This window comes from Paraburkholderia sp. NPDC080076, assembly GCF_050281145.1.
Lineage (GTDB): Bacteria > Pseudomonadota > Gammaproteobacteria > Burkholderiales > Burkholderiaceae > Paraburkholderia.
In genome coordinates this window covers 464,219-479,543 of the sequence record NZ_JBNNWQ010000005.1, presented here as the reverse complement: position 1 = coordinate 479,543, position 15,325 = coordinate 464,219, and the positions used below count along the sequence as shown (strand labels likewise).

Below are 15,325 nucleotides of genomic sequence, written 5' to 3'. Positions count from 1 at the left end.
CTTCCTTAACCTGTTACCGCTCAATCGTTCGCCTGTTCAGCGCCTGTTTCAGGCGATGAACCCCGCGGATGGCATGTTCTTCTGCGTGCTTATCTGCTTGTTTATCCGCAGACTCAAGCCGCTACGGTTTCCGACGCCGCTGCCGCGCCGGCATGACCGCCGACGAGGCAATGCTTGTGGGCGACGTGGTATTCGAATTCGTCCCAGTAGTGCTTGAGCATGCCGCGAACCGGCATGGCCGCTGCATCGCCGAGCGCGCAAATCGTGCGGCCCATGATGTTTTCAGCGACCGAGTTCAGCAGATCCAGATCTTCCGGACGGCCGAGCCCATGCTCGATACGATGCACGACGCGGTACAGCCAGCCCGTGCCTTCGCGGCAAGGCGTGCATTGACCACACGATTCTTCGTAATAGAAATACGACAGACGCAACAACGAGCGCACCATGCAGCGCGTCTCGTCCATGACGATGACCGCGCCCGAACCGAGCATCGAGCCAGCCTTGGCGATCGAGTCGTAGTCCATGTCGGTCTGCATCATGATGTCGCCCGGAATCACCGGTGCCGACGAGCCGCCGGGAATCACGGCCTTGATCTTCTTGCCGCCGCGCATGCCGCCGGCGAGTTCCATCAACGTGGCGAATGGCGTGCCGAGCGGAACTTCATAATTGCCCGGACGCTCGACGTCGCCTGCGACGGAGAAAATCTTCGTGCCGCCGTTATTCGGCTTGCCGATCTCGAGGTAATTCTGCGGACCGATCGCAAGCAGGAACGGCACTGCGGCGAACGTCTCGGTGTTGTTGATCGTGGTCGGCTTGCCATACACGCCGAAGCTCGCCGGGAACGGCGGCTTGAAGCGCGGCTGGCCCTTCTTGCCTTCCAGCGATTCGAGCAGCGCGGTTTCTTCGCCGCAAATATAGGCACCGTAACCGTGGTGCGCATGCAGTTCGAACGAGAAGCCCGAGCCCATGATATTTTCGCCGAGGAACCCGGCGCGGCGAGCTTCGTCCAACGCTCGTTCAAAGCGTTTGTAGACTTCCCAGATTTCGCCGTGGATATAGTTGTAGCCAACCGTGATGCCCATCGCGTACGCGCCGATGGCCATGCCTTCGATCAGCGAATGCGGATTGAAGCGCAGGATGTCGCGGTCTTTGAACGTGCCCGGTTCGCCTTCGTCCGAATTGCAGACGAGGTACTTCTGGCCGGGGAACTGACGCGGCATGAAGCTCCACTTCAGGCCGGTCGGGAAGCCCGCACCGCCACGGCCACGCAGACCCGACGCCTTGACGTCGGCGATCACCTGCTCGGGCGGAATCTTCTCTTCCAGAATACGGCGCAGCTGGGCGTAACCGCCGCGCGCCACATAATCTTCGAGATGCCAGTTGTCGCCGTTCAGGCCGGCGAGAATCAGCGGTTTGATGTGACGATCGTGTAAAGACGTCATTTCGAAAGTTCCTCGAGCAGCTGGTCGATCTTCGCGCGGCTCATGAAGCTGCACATGCGATGGTTGTTCACCAGCATCACCGGCGCGTCGCCGCACGAACCCATGCACTCACCTTCTTTCAGGGTGAATTTGCCGTCGGGCGTGGTTTCGCCGAAGTCGATGCCGAGCTTCTGCTTCAGATATTCAGCGGCGCTGTCCGAGCCGCCGTCCGGGCCGAGCTGGCACGGCAGGTTGGTGCAGAGCGTGATCTTGTACTTGCCGACCGGCGAGGTCTCGTACATCGTGTAGAAGGTAGCCACCTCCTGCACGGCGACTGCCGGCATGCCGAGATAGTCCGCGACGAACTGCATGAGTTCGGGCGTCAGCCAGCCATGCTCTTCCTGAGCAGTAGCCAACGCCGACATCACGGCGGACTGTTTCTGATCGGCGGGATACTTCGCGATCGCGCGATCGATTTCTTTCAGGCCTTCAGCTGAGATCATTTTCAGACACGACTCTTTCAATTCCTACCGAACGAAAACCTGTCGCGCGCTGCATGATGCGACAGACCCGGCGTTCCTTTGCTTGACGCGCGCTTCGATGCAATCTGAAGGCGCGCTCTGATGAATACGTCCTAGCGATCCACTTCGCCAAACACGATGTCCTGCGTGCCGATGATCGTCACGGCGTCGGCGATCATGTGACCGCGCGCCATTTCATCGAGCGTGGACAGGTGTGCGTAGCCCGGTGCGCGGATCTTCAGGCGATACGGCTTGTTCGCGCCGTCGGAAATCAGATAGATGCCGAACTCGCCCTTCGGATGCTCGACCGCGGCATACGCCTCGCCTTCCGGCACGTGGAAGCCTTCCGTGAAGAGCTTGAAGTGGTGAATCAGCTCTTCCATGTTCGACTTCATGCCCACGCGCGACGGCGGCGCAACCTTGTGATTGTCGACCATCACAGGGCCGGGATTCTTGCGCAGCCACTCAATGCACTGTTTCACGATCCGTGTGGACTGGCGCATTTCTTCGACACGCACCAGATAGCGGTCATAGCAATCGCCATTCACGCCGACCGGAATGTCGAAATCGAGCTTGTCGTAGACTTCGTACGGCTGCTTCTTGCGCAGATCCCATTCGATGCCCGAGCCACGCAGCATCGCGCCGGTCATGCCGAGATTCAGCGCACGTTCCGGGCTGACCACACCGATACCGACCAGACGTTGCTTCCAGATCCGGTTGTCGGTGAGCAGCGTTTCGTATTCGTCGACGCACTTCGGGAAACGCGTGAAGAAATCGTCGATGAAGTCGAGCAACGAGCCCTGGCGGTTCTCGTTCATCCTCGACAATGCCTTCGCATTGCGAATTTTCGACGCCTTGTATTGCGGCATTGCGTCAGGCAGATCGCGATAGACGCCGCCCGGACGATAGTAAGCCGCGTGCATCCGTGCGCCGGACACCGCTTCGTACACGTCCATCAAATCTTCGCGTTCACGGAACGCGTACAGAAACACCGCCATGGCGCCGACGTCGAGCGCGTGCGCGCCGATCCACATCAGGTGGTTCAGCACACGCGTGACTTCGTCGAACATTACGCGAATGTATTGCGCGCGTACCGGCACCTCGATGCCGAGCAGCTTTTCGATCGCCATCACGTAGCCGTGCTCGTTGACCATCATCGACACGTAGTCGAGACGGTCCATGTACGGCACCGACTGGATGAATGTTTTGGTTTCGGCGAGCTTTTCAGTCGCACGATGCAGCAGGCCGATGTGCGGATCGGCGCGCTGGATGACTTCCCCGTCGAGTTCGAGCACGAGGCGCAGCACACCGTGCGCTGCCGGGTGCTGAGGGCCGAAGTTGAGCGTGTAGTTCTTGATCTCTGCCATGGCGTTCTCTTAGTGTTTCAGACCGCCATAGCGATCTTCGCGGATCACGCGCGGCGTGATTTCCCGCGGCTCGATCGTCACAGGCTGATAGACGACGCGCTTCTCTTCCGGGTCGTAACGCATTTCGACGTAGCCGGAGACAGGGAAATCTTTACGGAACGGGTGACCAATGAAACCGTAGTCGGTCAGGATGCGGCGCAGATCCGGGTGGCCTTCGAAGACGATGCCGTACAGGTCGAATGCTTCGCGCTCGTACCAGTTGACCGAATTCCAGATTTCGACCACAGACGGCAGGATCGGCACTTCGTCGTCCGGTGCGAACACGCGCAGACGCAGACGCCAGTTGTTCTGCACCGACAACAAATGCAGAACGGCCGCGAAACGCGGACCGTCGTAAGCGCCGTCGGCGTAGGTCTGATAGTCGACGCCGCACAGATCCACGCATTGCTCGAAACCGAGCGAGCGGTCGTCGCGCAAACGGGTTGCCACGTTGAGGTAGTCGCCAGCTTTCACGACGATCGTCAACTCACCGATTGCTTCGGTGATGTTCAGCAGGAGGCCGCCAAAGGCCGCCTCGAGGTTCGCTTTCAGGGTCTCGAGTTTGCTTGCCATATTGTGGGGGAGGCGTTGGCCTTATTGACGGGCGATTGTGTTGGTGCGGCGAATCTTGGCCTGTAACTGGATCACGCCGTACACCAGCGCTTCCGCCGTGGGCGGACAACCCGGCACATAGACGTCGACCGGCACGATCCGGTCACAGCCGCGCACCACTGAATACGAGTAGTGGTAATAGCCGCCGCCGTTCGCGCACGAGCCCATCGAAATCACCCAGCGCGGCTCGGCCATCTGGTCGTAGACCTTGCGCAGAGCCGGCGCCATCTTGTTGCACAGCGTACCGGCGACGATCATCACGTCCGACTGACGCGGACTCGGACGAAACACCACGCCAAAACGGTCGAGGTCGTAACGGGCAGCGCCCGCATGCATCATCTCGACCGCGCAGCACGCAAGACCGAACGTCATCGGCCACAGCGAGCCGGTGCGCGTCCAGTTGATCAGTTTGTCAGCCGTGGTGGTGACAAACCCTTCCTTCAAGACCCCTTCGATACTCATTTGCTTTCCACTCCAGACGGGGCGGCAAGCCTTGGCCACCCACGCAAACCGGCGATTAATCCATCATTCCCAGTCGAGGCCGCCCTTCTTCCAGATATAGGCGAAGCCCAGCAGGAATTCGAGCAGGAAAATCATCATTGCCATGAAACCCGGCCAGCCGATGTCGCGCAGAGCAACGCCCCACGGGAACAGGAACGCGGTTTCAAGGTCGAAAATGATGAAGAGAATGGCGACGAGGTAATAGCGCACGTCGAACTTCATGCGCGCATCTTCGAATGCTTCGAAGCCGCACTCGTACGGTGCGTTTTTCTCGGTATCGGGCTTGTTGGGACCGAGGATCTTGCCGATACTGACCAGTGCTACGCCTAAACCGGTGCCCACAACGAGGAACAACAAGACGGGGAAATAGGCTGCGAGGTTCAAGACTATCCTCAATCGGTTGGTTCTGAGTGCCGTCAGGAGCATAGCACTCCTGACGCGAAATCACTTCCGAAACGCACATGCCGCAAGCCCAACGCAAGCCGCACGTCAGAAGTGAAAATGCCAGCCGAAGCGAAGCAAGCGGCTGGCATTTAGATAACATTTTGGTGCCGACGGCGAGACTCGAACTCGCACAGCTTTCGCCACTACCCCCTCAAGATAGCGTGTCTACCAATTTCACCACGTCGGCACTGCATGCAATCCGGGAAAACAACTTATAAAACCCGCGAATCGCTTCAAGACTTAGATTGTAACTGGTCTAAACAGATTGTTCAACGCACAAAAGCACGTTTGAACGAAAATTTATTTCGGCACGTCGGTCGCCGGGACGGACGCAGCCGATGCCGGCAAAACAGCCGAGCCACCTGCCGGTGCCGAGGCAGCCGAAGCCGCGACCGGCGCAGTCACAGCCGCGCCCAGCACGCCTGCGGAAGGTTTTGCACGATACGCGCCGAGGTAAGTGAGCGTCAGCGTGGTGACAAAAAACACCGCTGCGAGCACCGCCGTTGTACGCGACAAAAAGTTTGCCGAACCGGTCGCGCCGAACAGGCTTCCCGACGCGCCGCTACCAAAAGCCGCGCCCATATCGGCGCCTTTGCCGTGCTGCAGCAAGACGAGGCCGATAACCCCGAGTGCCGACAACAGCTGAACGACGATAATCAATGTTTTCAAATACAGCATCACACTCACCTGAGTCTTTATTTAACCGCGCCACACACTGCGTGTTGCACGGGATGGGGTCATCCTCGCCAAGGCGCCCTGCTTAACCGGCGACGCTCGTTGCGGCCGCCGCCTTGCAGATCGCCAGGAAATCCTGGTCTTTCAACGACGCGCCGCCGATCAGGCCACCGTCGATATCCGGCCGACGGAACAATTCTTCCGCGTTTTCCGGTTTCACACTGCCGCCGTACAACAGCGGTACATCCGCCACCGCCGCACCCTTTGCCGCCAGACGCGCACGCAGGAACGCATGGACGGCCTGCGCCTGCTCCGAGCTTGCGCTCTTGCCAGTGCCGATCGCCCAAACCGGCTCATACGCGACGACAAGCCGCGCCGCCTCTTGCACCGACAACTTGGCCAGCACTTCGTCCAGTTGCGTGCCGACCACCTGCTCGGTCGAACCGGCTTCGCGCTCTTCAAGCGTTTCGCCGACACAGACGATCGGCGTCAAGCCTGCTTCCAGCGCGCGCTGCGTTTTCACCGCGACCAGTTCAGCACTTTCGCGATGATAGGCACGGCGTTCCGAGTGTCCGACGATCGCGAGCGTGGCGCCGAAATCCACCACCATCGGCGCGGCCACTTCGCCGGTATAGGCGCCATGCGTGAACGCTGACACGTCCTGCACGCCCCACACGACCCGGCTGCCTTCCAGCAACGATTGAGACTGCGCGAGGTACGGACTCGGCACGCAGACGCCGACGCGCACGTCGGCCGGCAATTCGCCCGCGCCTTGCGCCACGGCTTGCAACAGCGTGGCATTCTCGGCGAGGCGCCCGTGCATCTTCCAGTTACCGACTACCAGTTTGGCTCGTTGTTTCGACATCGTCTCGTCTTGTCTTGGCGGCGGACTTTGTTTGCGCTTACAGTCCGCCTTTCGGTTTCATGCGGCGTGCGCAAAACGCGCAATTTTACTGCGTGGGGTGGATCGGGTCAAACCGACCGTGTCAAGCGTCCTGACCCCAAGACAGTACGATCTTGCCGACATGCGTGCTGCTCTCCATCAGCGCGTGCGCGTCGGCAGCCTGCGCGGCCGGGAACACGCGATGCACCACCGGCTTGATGCGGCCGTCTTCGAGATGCGGCCAGACATGCTCTTTCAACTGCGCGGCAATCTTCGCCTTGAATTCGATCGGCCTCGGACGCAGCGTCGAACCGGTCAGCGTCAAGCGGCGGCGCAGCACCTCGTTCAGATTGAGCTCCGCTTTCGCGCCACCCAGCAACGCGATCAGCACGATGCGGCCGCCATCTGCCAACGCCGTCAGTTCGCGCGACACATAACTGCCCGCCACCATGTCGAGCACCACGTCGACGCCGCGATCGTTGGTCAGCGACTTGATCACTTCGACGAAATCCTCAGTCTTGTAGTTGATCGCCCGCTCCGCCCCCAACGCTTCACAGGCGCGGCACTTCTCGTCCGAGCCAGCGGTCGCGAACACGCGAAAGCCGAGCGCATGCGCAATCTGGATCGCCGTCACGCCGATGCCGCTGGAACCGCCCTGCACCAGCAGCGTTTCGTTCGGCGCGCCTTCGCCCTTGCCGAGTTGCGCACGGTCGAACACATTGCTCCACACCGTGAAGAACGTTTCCGGCAGCGAAGCCGCTTCGACATCCGACAAACCGGCCGGCACCGGCAGGCACTGCAGCAGCGGCGCGACCGCGTATTCCGCGTAGCCGCCGCCGGCCAGCAACGCGCACACGCGATCGCCTACCTTCAGACCGAACGGGTTGTTCTTCTCGTCGATCGACCCTTCGACGATTTCACCCGCCACTTCCAGCCCCGGCAGATCCGACGCGCCCGGCGGCGGCGCATAGCCGCCCTTGCGCTGGAACACGTCCGGACGGTTGATGCCGGATGCGGCCACCTTGATCAGCACCTCGCCTACTTTCGGCTGCGGCGTGGGCCGCTCAGCCAGCTTCAGGACGTCCGGCGCTCCGAATTCGGTGATTTCGATCGCTTTCATCTGCGTCAACTCCAAGATTGGATTGCGTTGCATGCCGGAATGAACAAATAGAGTACCCGTTTCTGTCCACCTGCAACGCAATCCACCCTGCACCCTTCATAAAAAACGGCCGGCGCGCATTCACGCTGCCGGCCGTTGTGCCGCTACCGCATTACTGCGGCGTCGGTTCGCCTTGCGGCGCGCCGCTCGCGCCATTCGCGCCTTCATTCAGCAACGCCTTGGCCGACAAACGCACGCGGCCCTTTTCGTCCGTCTGGATGACCTTGACCTTCACTTGCTGGCCATCCTTCAGGTAGTCGTTGATGTCCTTGATACGCTCGTTGGCGATTTCGGAGATGTGCAGCAGACCATCCTTGCCCGGCAGGATGTTCACGATCGCGCCGAAATCGAGCAGCTTGAGCACGGTGCCTTCGTACACCTGGCCCACTTCGACTTCCAGCGTGATGTTCTCGATACGCTTCTTCGCTTCGGCCATCCCTTCGCTGCTCGTGCTGGCGATGGTGACGACGCCGTCGTCCGAAATATCGATCGTCGTGCCGGTTTCTTCGGTCAGCGCGCGGATCACCGAACCACCCTTGCCGATCACGTCGCGAATCTTCTCCGGATTGATCTTGATGGTGATCATGCGCGGTGCGTAGTCCGACAGCACCGTGTTCGCGCCCGACACCGCCGAGGTCATCTTGCCGAGGATGTGCATACGGCCTTCCTTCGCTTGCGCGAGGGCGACCTGCATGATTTCCTTGGTGATGCCCTGGATCTTGATGTCCATCTGCAGCGCGGTCACGCCTTGTTCCGTGCCCGCCACCTTGAAGTCCATGTCGCCGAGGTGATCTTCGTCGCCGAGGATGTCGGTCAGCACGGCGAACTTGTTGCCTTCCAGGATCAGGCCCATGGCGATGCCGGCGACGTGCGCCTTCATCGGCACGCCGGCGTCCATCAGCGCGAGGCAGCCGCCGCACACCGAAGCCATCGACGAGGAACCGTTCGATTCCGTGATTTCCGACACGACGCGAATCGAGTAGCCGAATTCGTCGGCGCTCGGCAGGCAGGCAGCCAGCGCGCGCTTGGCGAGACGGCCGTGACCGATTTCACGGCGCTTCGGCGAACCGACGCGGCCCGTTTCGCCGGTCGCGAACGGAGGCATGTTGTAGTGGAGCATGAAGCGTTCGCGGTACTCGCCTTCGAGCGCGTCGATGTTCTGCTCGTCGCCCTTCGTGCCCAGCGTGGCCACCACCAGCGCTTGCGTTTCGCCGCGCGTGAACAGTGCCGAACCGTGGGTACGCGGCAGCACGCCGGTACGGATTTCGATCGGACGCACGGTGCGCGTGTCACGGCCGTCGATACGCGGTTCGCCGTTCAGGATCTGCGTACGGACGATCTTCGCTTCGATGTCGAACAGCACGTTGCCGACGGTTGCCTTGTCGGCCGCCACCGTGCCGCCTGCTGCGGCGTCTTCTTCCAGCTTCGCCGACGTGGCTGCGTAGACTTCCTTCAGCTTGGTCGAACGGGCTTGCTTGTCGCGCAGTTGGTAAGCCGCGAGCAGATCGGCTTGCGCCAGTTCCGTCACGCGTGCGATCAGCGGTTCGTTCTTCGCCGCCGGTTGCCAATCCCATTCCGGCTTGCCGCCTTCGCGGACCAGTTCGTGGATTGCGTCGATCGCGATCTGCATTTGTTCGTGGCCGAACACCACGCCGCCGAGCATCACTTCTTCGCTCAGTTGCTGCGCTTCCGATTCCACCATCAGCACCGCGCGTTCCGTACCGGCGACGATCAGGTCGAGCGCGGATTCCTTCATTTGCGGACGCGTCGGGTTCAACACGTATTCGTTGTTGATGTAGGCCACGCGTGCTGCGCCGACCGGGCCGTTGAACGGCAGACCCGACACGGCGAGCGCCGCCGACGCGCCGATCAGCGCGGGGATGTCAGCGGGGATTTCGGGGTTCAGCGACAGGACGTGGATCACGACCTGGACTTCGTTGTAGAAGCCTTCCGGGAACAGCGGGCGCAGCGGACGATCGATCAGGCGCGAGATCAGCGTTTCGCCTTCCGACGGACGGCCTTCGCGGCGGAAGAAGCCACCCGGGATCTTGCCGGCGGCATAGGTCTTTTCGAGGTAGTCGACGGTCAGCGGGAAAAAGTCCTGACCCGGCTTGGCCGTCTTGGCGCCGACCACGGTGGCCAGCACCACGGTATCTTCGACGTCGACGATTACGGCACCGCTCGCCTGACGAGCGATTTCGCCGGTCTCGAGGCGGACCTTATGTTGTCCCCACTGAAATTCTTTGACGATCTTATTGAACATAGTCATTGCTTTTCCTCTTCGTAATGCCGCGCGGACCAGAAGCGGCGCGGCAACGCCAGGACCGGCGCCGCATGGGAAGAGTAGTGTTATGCCATTCCAGAGAACCACGCCCTACGTCGAGTACGCGCGCGAACCGCTGGAATGACACAAAGCTCCGCCCCTGAAGCCCGGCCATGAATCTCTTCTTTACTGCTTGCTCTACTGCTTGATTACTGCTGCCTGCTCCCGCCGCATGAACCGGCACGCCACTGCGGAGAACAGCCGGCGCGCATCACATGAAGCGCACCGTGCAAAAACAAAATGCCTGTATCAGTGAAACTGACACAGGCATCTTGCTGAACGACTGGCCGATTACTTACGCAGACCCAGCTTCTCGATCAGTGCGCGGTAACGATCCGCGTCCTTACCCTTCAGGTAGTCGAGCAGCTTACGACGGCGGCTCACCATGCGCAGCAGACCGCGGCGGCTGTGGTGATCTTTCGTGTGTGCCTTGAAGTGAACGGTCAGTTCGTTGATGCGGGTCGTGAGCAGCGCGACCTGAACTTCGGGGGAGCCGGTGTCGTTAGCGGCGCGTGCGAATTGCGCAACGACTTCGGACTTCTTGCTTGTTTCAACTGCGGACATGTCGATTTCCTTAAGAACTAGACAGGCGGTCACGGAAGAAAGGCCGTGCCGTGGGTTACCCGTGTGCTTTAAATATTGCTGACAGGCCTTGGACAAAGGCTTGCCTCACAACGGGACGCGTATTGTAGCACAGCCCAATCCGGCCGCGAACCCCGCTGTGCCGGGCGATGGCGCGCCCCGCCTCGATCACGGCCGCTTCATCCTGCAGACGGTCGGCAGGACGGTGCGCTCGGGCGGCAGCGCCAGCACCGTGCGAAAACCGTAGCCGGAGCCTTCGTTATCGAAATGCACGCCCGGCGTACCGGCTTTGTCCATCTCCATCACGTAAAGGGGCTGGATCAGTTGATGATCGTCGGCGCGCATCCACGAGGCGTGAAAGCCGTTGTCGAACTTGATTCCCTCGAGGGCTTTCGCCACCGCCATCGGATCGGCGCTGCCGGCGCGCGTCATTGCCGCAGCCAGAGTTTCGATCATCAGCGGCATGCGCAACACCGGGTAGTCGTCCTGCGCGGCCGGAAAGCGCGCCCGGAAGGCCCCGTACCAGGCGTCGGACGCCGCGCCGCCGGCGTTCGGATGCCAGTCTGCCACCGCGATCACGTGGCCGACGCCGGCGTCGCCCAAAGCGGCGGGCGCGCCGAGGCTGTTGCCGTAGAACGTGTAGAACTTCGTGTCCAGCCGCTGCTCGCGCGCGGCCTTGACGAGCAGCGTCAGGTCGTTGCCCCAGTTGCCGGTGATCACGGCGTCCGCCCCGCTTGCGCGAATCTTCGCGATGTACGGCGCGAAGTCCTTCACGCGGCCGATCGGATGAAATTCGTCGCCGACCACCGCGATGTCCGGACGCTTCGTCGCCAGCGTCGAACGCGCGAGGCTGCTGACGTCGTGTCCGAAGCTGTAATCCTGGTTCAGCAGATAGACCTTCTTCACCGCCTTGTCGCGCTGGATCACATCGGCCAGCGCGTCCATGCGCATACCCGCGTGCGCGTCGAAGCGGAAATGCCAGAAGCTGCAGTTGGCGTTGGTCAGGGCCGGGTCGTCGGCGGAATAGTTGAGGAACAGTTCGCGGTTGCCCGGTTCGCGACTGTTCTGCTTGTCGATCGCGCCGATCAGCGCGGCGGCGACCGCCGAGCTGTTGCCCTGCATGATGTAGCCGATATGACGGTCGGCGGCCGCGCGCAATTGCGTGAGCGCCTCTTCGGTGCCGCCCTTGCTGTCGAGCACGACCAGCTCGAACGGATGCGCGCCGTCGGCCAGCTTCACGCCGCCGTGCGCATTCACCTGCTCGACGCCGAAGCGCAGGTTGCGCTCCACCGCCGCGCCCGCGTTGGCGAACGGGCCGGACATGCCTTCGATCAGCGCCAGCTGGATCGGCGCGCCGGTGGGTTTGCTCGCCGGCTTTGTTCCAAGGCCGGCCGCGGGATTGGCTGCCGGCTCGCTCGCCGCATACGCCACCGCCACCGCCGCCATCGACATCGCCGCCAGCACCGCTGCCGCCGTCCGTTGCCACTTCGCCATCGTCATCGCCCCGCCTGATTGGTGAAAGCGCGGATCATAGGGCGTTCAGCACGGAATAAGCAAGCCGGCGCAAGCGTTATCGTATTGCCCGGCCGGCTCTTCATGAAGCGCAAATCTTTTGCCACAGCGCGTGTCAAAATAATGCGTCTCGATGATAAAAACCGCTACTCAAACGCCATCGGAGGAATACATGTTCAACCGCCATCACACCACGGCGGCCTCGATCGGAGCGCCGGCCGCGGGGCGCTTGCGCCGCGCGGCGCTCGTCTGCCTGAGCGCGCTGGCGCTTGCCGGCTGCGTACAGCCGTGGCAGCAATACACCCAAGGCGCGGACGAATCGACCATCGTCGCGCGCCTCGGCCCGCCGCGCGAAAGCTATGACCTGCCGAACGGCGGCAAGCGGCTGATGTGGCCCACCCAGCCGATGGGCGAAACCACCACCGCGGCCGACATCGACGCATCCGGCAAGATCGTCAACGTGCGCCAGGTGCTGCAGCCCAACGAGTTCTACCGCGCCGAAATCGGCAGATGGACCAAGAGCGACGTGCTGGTGAACTTCGGCCGCCCGGTCGAAACGTCGTACTTCCCGTTGATGAAGCGCGAAGTCTGGACCTACCGTTATCTGGAAGACAACGTCTGGTACATGATGTACAGCTTTTATTTCGACGAGCAGGGCATCGTGCGCCTGACGCAGAAAACGCCCGATCCGTTGCACGATCCGGATCGCCGCAGCCTGTTCTGAGCGCCGCCTGATCCGATTCGCATGCATCTACGAAGCCGCCTTCCCGGGCGGCTTTTTTTTATTTATTACGCATGGCGGCGAATTTTATTTCGCGCACAGCGGATTTATTTTTTGATAGAAAGGCTTTCGTAAGCATTGATTCGGTGCTGGCCTCTCATGAGGCCGCACGAGCGCAGCCGTGAATTCGGCGCCGGATGAATGCGCCCCACTACGGAGCCGCTATCGATGAATCGTCCCAAACGCCTGCTGGTCGCCAACGTCGCCTGGGCGCATGAAACCGCCGTGCGCAACCCCGAGTTTTTCCGCGATCTGGTGCGCGGCCAGAATCCCCACGTCCTGTGGATCGGCTGCTCGGACAGCCGTGTGCCCGCCGAGACCATTACGCATTGCGAACCGGGCGACCTGTTCGTCCACCGCAACATCGCCCACCTCTTTCAGCCCGACGACGACAATTCGGCGAGCGTCCTCGAATATGCGGTGAAGGTGCTGAAGGTCGGCCACGTGATCGTCTGCGGCCATTACGGATGCGGCGGCGTGCGCGCCGCGCTGCTGCCGCCCGAGCCGAGCCTGCCGCATGTGAATCGGCGGATCGCGCCGCTTTGCACGCTCGCCAAAGCGCATCACGAAGAACTGCAGGACCACGAAAGCGAACGTGAGCGTGTCAACCGCCTCGCCGAGCTGAACGTGCTCGAACAGGTGCGTGGGTTGCGCGCGCACCCCGTCGTGCGGGAGGCCGATACGGCGCCACTCGTACACGGCTGGATCTTCGCGCTCGAAGACGGGCGCATCAAGGTCCTCACGTCCGGCTACGAAGCCGACGACGCGATGACCTGCACGACCGCCGCCCACAGCGCCGCCGCTTGACGCGACACCCACGCGGCACTTCATGCGAATCCGATCCGGTTCGGCTTTCGCCGCATACCAGGCCCCACTCCTCACTGCACCGCAACCATGAACCTTCGAGCTTTCTTCTCCACGTTTCAGCGCGACCTGCTTGCGGGCACGGTCGTTTTTCTAGTGGCCCTGCCGCTTTGTCTGGGTATCGCTAACGCATCGGGCGTCGAACCATTTGCCGGACTCGTCTCGGGCATCGTCGGCGGACTGGTGGTGGCCGTGCTGAGCGGCTCGCGCTTGAGCGTGAGCGGGCCGGCGGCGGGCCTCGTCGTGATCGTCGTCGACGGGATCGCACAGCTTGGCAGCTTCTCCGCGTTCCTGCTGGCCGTGCTGCTGTCCGGCGCGATCCAGTTCGGTTTCGGCATGCTCAAAGCCGGCCGTTTTGCAGCCTATGTGCCGTCGCCGGTGATCAAGGGCATGCTCGCGGCCATCGGCGTGCTGCTGATCGTCAAGCAGTTTCCGCTCGCGCTCGGGCTGTCCGGCGTGCATGCGGCGTCGGGTACGCAAGCTGCCTCGCTGGCGGCCGGAGCGGTTGCCACGCCGTTCGGCTCGATTTCGCTCGCAGCCTGCGTGATCACCCTGCTGTCGCTGGCGATTCTGATCGGCTGGGAGACGCGCGCATTTCGGCGCTTCGCACTGGTGCGCCGCGTACCGGCGCCGCTCGCCGTCGTTCTGCTGGGGATCGGCGCGACGTTGCTGCTCAGCGTGCTGGCGCCGTCGCTCGCGCCGCCCGCCGAACATCGGGTCGCCCTGCCGCCGCTGGAATCGTTCGCGGCATTGCAACTCGCATTGGAATGGGCCGACTTCGGGCCGCACTTCGCGCAGCTCGTCAATCCCGATGTCTGGCGCGTCGCCATCACGCTGGCGATCGTTGCGAGCCTGGAAACGCTGCTGAGCCTCGAAGCCGTCGAGCAGATCGATCCTGAACGACGCGCCGCGCCGCCGGATCGCGAGTTGAAGGCGCAAGGCGTGGGCAACCTGATTGCCGGCGCGATCGGCGGCTTGCCGATCACGTCGGTGATCGTGCGCAGTTCGGCCAATGTGCATGCGGGCGCGCAAAGCCGGCTCTCGGCGATCATTCACGGCGTGCTGTTGCTCGTCAGCGTGTTTGCACTCACTAGCGTCATCAACCTGATTCCGCTGGCCTGTCTCGCGGCGATCCTGATCTTCACGGGCTTGAAGCTCGCCAAGCCTTCGCTATTCGTCGCCGTCGCGAAACAGGGCTTTGCGCCGTTCGCGCCGTTTATCGTCACGCTGGTCGGCGTGCTCGCGACCGACCTGCTGATCGGCATCGTGCTCGGCATTCTGTGCAGCGTGCTGCTCGCGTTGTACGCGAATCTGCGCAGCCCGATCGTGCTCGCGCAACACGGCGATCACTATCTGCTGTCGTTTCGCAAGGACGTGTCGTTTCTCGGCAAGGTGGCGCTCAAGCACTACCTGCAGCAGGTTCCTGACGGCGCCACCTTGATCGTCGATGCGACGCGCGCCGATTTCGTCGACCACGACGTGCGCGAACTGCTCGACACATTCGTGGACGACGCGCCACGCCGCGGCATCGCTGTCGAAGTGCGGCATCAGGTGCAGGCACAGGCGCGCGCGTCACGCGGCTGGTCGATGCGACGCACGGCGACGGAGTAACGCCGCTCGCAATGAAAAAGCCCCGTGCCA

15 protein-coding genes and 1 tRNA gene are annotated in these 15,325 nt (G+C 62.1%); 3 read left to right on the top strand and 13 right to left on the bottom strand.

Features of this window, described 5'->3' with window-relative positions:
- Positions 1–113 precede the first annotated feature (113 nt).
- The 13 genes from nuoF to ACQKRQ_RS23665 all read right to left on the bottom strand — a co-directional run bounded on the left by nuoF (position 114) and on the right by ACQKRQ_RS23665 (position 12,027).
- Positions 114–1,442: an NADH-quinone oxidoreductase subunit NuoF gene (gene nuoF, locus ACQKRQ_RS23725; RefSeq protein ID WP_427479762.1), complete on the bottom strand. Its 1,329-nt coding sequence runs from the start codon at positions 1,440–1,442 to the stop codon at positions 114–116.
- On the bottom strand, positions 1,439–1,924 hold the full coding sequence (gene nuoE / locus ACQKRQ_RS23720; RefSeq protein ID WP_106280364.1) for an NADH-quinone oxidoreductase subunit NuoE: 486 nt from the start codon (positions 1,922–1,924) through the stop codon (positions 1,439–1,441). The genes nuoF and nuoE overlap by 4 nt, the downstream gene beginning before the upstream one ends.
- Before the next feature lie 131 nt (positions 1,925–2,055).
- Positions 2,056–3,309 (bottom strand): NADH-quinone oxidoreductase subunit D, encoded by a 1,254-nt coding sequence (locus ACQKRQ_RS23715; protein ID WP_132375254.1) that lies wholly within the window; start codon positions 3,307–3,309, stop codon positions 2,056–2,058.
- Between the two features lie 9 nt (positions 3,310–3,318).
- On the bottom strand, positions 3,319–3,921 hold the full coding sequence (locus ACQKRQ_RS23710) for an NADH-quinone oxidoreductase subunit C (RefSeq protein ID WP_132375255.1): 603 nt from the start codon (positions 3,919–3,921) through the stop codon (positions 3,319–3,321).
- A 21-nt stretch (positions 3,922–3,942) separates the two neighbouring features.
- Positions 3,943–4,422 (bottom strand): NuoB/complex I 20 kDa subunit family protein, encoded by a 480-nt coding sequence (locus ACQKRQ_RS23705; RefSeq protein WP_006052903.1) that lies wholly within the window; start codon positions 4,420–4,422, stop codon positions 3,943–3,945.
- A gap of 63 nt (positions 4,423–4,485) precedes the next feature.
- A complete protein-coding gene (locus tag ACQKRQ_RS23700) occupies positions 4,486–4,845 on the bottom strand; it encodes an NADH-quinone oxidoreductase subunit A (RefSeq protein WP_013339872.1) in 360 nt (119 codons plus the stop codon).
- Between the two features lie 162 nt (positions 4,846–5,007).
- Positions 5,008–5,092, bottom strand: a tRNA-Leu gene (locus tag ACQKRQ_RS23695).
- Positions 5,093–5,205: 113 nt separating this feature from the next.
- The gene (secG, locus tag ACQKRQ_RS23690) at positions 5,206–5,583 is read right to left on the bottom strand and encodes a preprotein translocase subunit SecG (RefSeq protein ID WP_095419939.1); all 378 of its coding nucleotides are present in this window, start codon (positions 5,581–5,583) and stop codon (positions 5,206–5,208) included.
- Positions 5,584–5,665: 82 nt separating this feature from the next.
- Complete coding sequence (gene tpiA, locus ACQKRQ_RS23685; protein ID WP_427479758.1) at positions 5,666–6,445, bottom strand: triose-phosphate isomerase; 780 nt, start codon at positions 6,443–6,445, stop codon at positions 5,666–5,668.
- Positions 6,446–6,566: 121 nt separating this feature from the next.
- Positions 6,567–7,583, bottom strand: a complete 1,017-nt coding sequence (locus ACQKRQ_RS23680) for an NAD(P)H-quinone oxidoreductase (RefSeq protein WP_427479756.1) — start codon at positions 7,581–7,583, stop codon at positions 6,567–6,569.
- Positions 7,584–7,734: 151 nt separating this feature from the next.
- A complete protein-coding gene (gene pnp / locus ACQKRQ_RS23675) occupies positions 7,735–9,891 on the bottom strand; it encodes a polyribonucleotide nucleotidyltransferase (protein ID WP_207915644.1) in 2,157 nt (718 codons plus the stop codon).
- A 345-nt stretch (positions 9,892–10,236) separates the two neighbouring features.
- Positions 10,237–10,509 carry a 30S ribosomal protein S15 gene (gene rpsO / locus ACQKRQ_RS23670; protein WP_011487489.1) on the bottom strand — a complete coding sequence of 91 codons (273 nt, stop codon included), beginning with the start codon at positions 10,507–10,509 and terminating at the stop codon, positions 10,237–10,239.
- A gap of 186 nt (positions 10,510–10,695) precedes the next feature.
- Positions 10,696–12,027 carry a branched-chain amino acid ABC transporter substrate-binding protein gene (locus ACQKRQ_RS23665; RefSeq protein ID WP_427479754.1) on the bottom strand — a complete coding sequence of 444 codons (1,332 nt, stop codon included), beginning with the start codon at positions 12,025–12,027 and terminating at the stop codon, positions 10,696–10,698.
- 184 nt (positions 12,028–12,211) lie between these two features.
- Here ACQKRQ_RS23665 and ACQKRQ_RS23660 point away from each other — a divergent pair, with 184 nt between their 5' ends.
- From ACQKRQ_RS23660 to ACQKRQ_RS23650, 3 genes are all read left to right on the top strand, one after another.
- On the top strand, positions 12,212–12,763 hold the full coding sequence (locus ACQKRQ_RS23660; protein ID WP_427479752.1) for a hypothetical protein: 552 nt from the start codon (positions 12,212–12,214) through the stop codon (positions 12,761–12,763).
- A gap of 225 nt (positions 12,764–12,988) precedes the next feature.
- A complete protein-coding gene (locus ACQKRQ_RS23655; protein WP_427479750.1) occupies positions 12,989–13,627 on the top strand; it encodes a carbonic anhydrase in 639 nt (212 codons plus the stop codon).
- An 87-nt stretch (positions 13,628–13,714) separates the two neighbouring features.
- On the top strand, positions 13,715–15,295 hold the full coding sequence (locus ACQKRQ_RS23650; protein ID WP_427479748.1) for a SulP family inorganic anion transporter: 1,581 nt from the start codon (positions 13,715–13,717) through the stop codon (positions 15,293–15,295).
- Positions 15,296–15,325: the final 30 nt, after the last annotated feature.

Bases quoted from the DNA above. Each gene is read 5' to 3' on its own strand.
- rpsO (WP_011487489.1), bottom strand. From the start codon at position 10,509: ATGTCCGCAGTTGAAACAAGCAAGAAGTCCGAAGTCGTTGCGCAATTC.
- ACQKRQ_RS23715 (WP_132375254.1), bottom strand. From the start codon at position 3,309: ATGGCAGAGATCAAGAACTACACGCTCAACTTCGGCCCTCAGCACCCG.
- nuoE (WP_106280364.1), bottom strand. From the start codon at position 1,924: ATGATCTCAGCTGAAGGCCTGAAAGAAATCGATCGCGCGATCGCGAAG.
- pnp (WP_207915644.1), bottom strand. From the start codon at position 9,891: ATGACTATGTTCAATAAGATCGTCAAAGAATTTCAGTGGGGACAACAT.
- ACQKRQ_RS23665 (WP_427479754.1), bottom strand. From the start codon at position 12,027: ATGACGATGGCGAAGTGGCAACGGACGGCGGCAGCGGTGCTGGCGGCG.
- tpiA (WP_427479758.1), bottom strand. From the start codon at position 6,445: ATGTCGAAACAACGAGCCAAACTGGTAGTCGGTAACTGGAAGATGCAC.
- ACQKRQ_RS23660 (WP_427479752.1), top strand. From the start codon at position 12,212: ATGTTCAACCGCCATCACACCACGGCGGCCTCGATCGGAGCGCCGGCC.
- ACQKRQ_RS23705 (WP_006052903.1), bottom strand. From the start codon at position 4,422: ATGAGTATCGAAGGGGTCTTGAAGGAAGGGTTTGTCACCACCACGGCT.
- ACQKRQ_RS23655 (WP_427479750.1), top strand. From the start codon at position 12,989: ATGAATCGTCCCAAACGCCTGCTGGTCGCCAACGTCGCCTGGGCGCAT.
- nuoF (WP_427479762.1), bottom strand. From the start codon at position 1,442: ATGACGTCTTTACACGATCGTCACATCAAACCGCTGATTCTCGCCGGC.
- secG (WP_095419939.1), bottom strand. From the start codon at position 5,583: ATGCTGTATTTGAAAACATTGATTATCGTCGTTCAGCTGTTGTCGGCA.
- ACQKRQ_RS23680 (WP_427479756.1), bottom strand. From the start codon at position 7,583: ATGAAAGCGATCGAAATCACCGAATTCGGAGCGCCGGACGTCCTGAAG.
- ACQKRQ_RS23650 (WP_427479748.1), top strand. From the start codon at position 13,715: ATGAACCTTCGAGCTTTCTTCTCCACGTTTCAGCGCGACCTGCTTGCG.
- ACQKRQ_RS23710 (WP_132375255.1), bottom strand. From the start codon at position 3,921: ATGGCAAGCAAACTCGAGACCCTGAAAGCGAACCTCGAGGCGGCCTTT.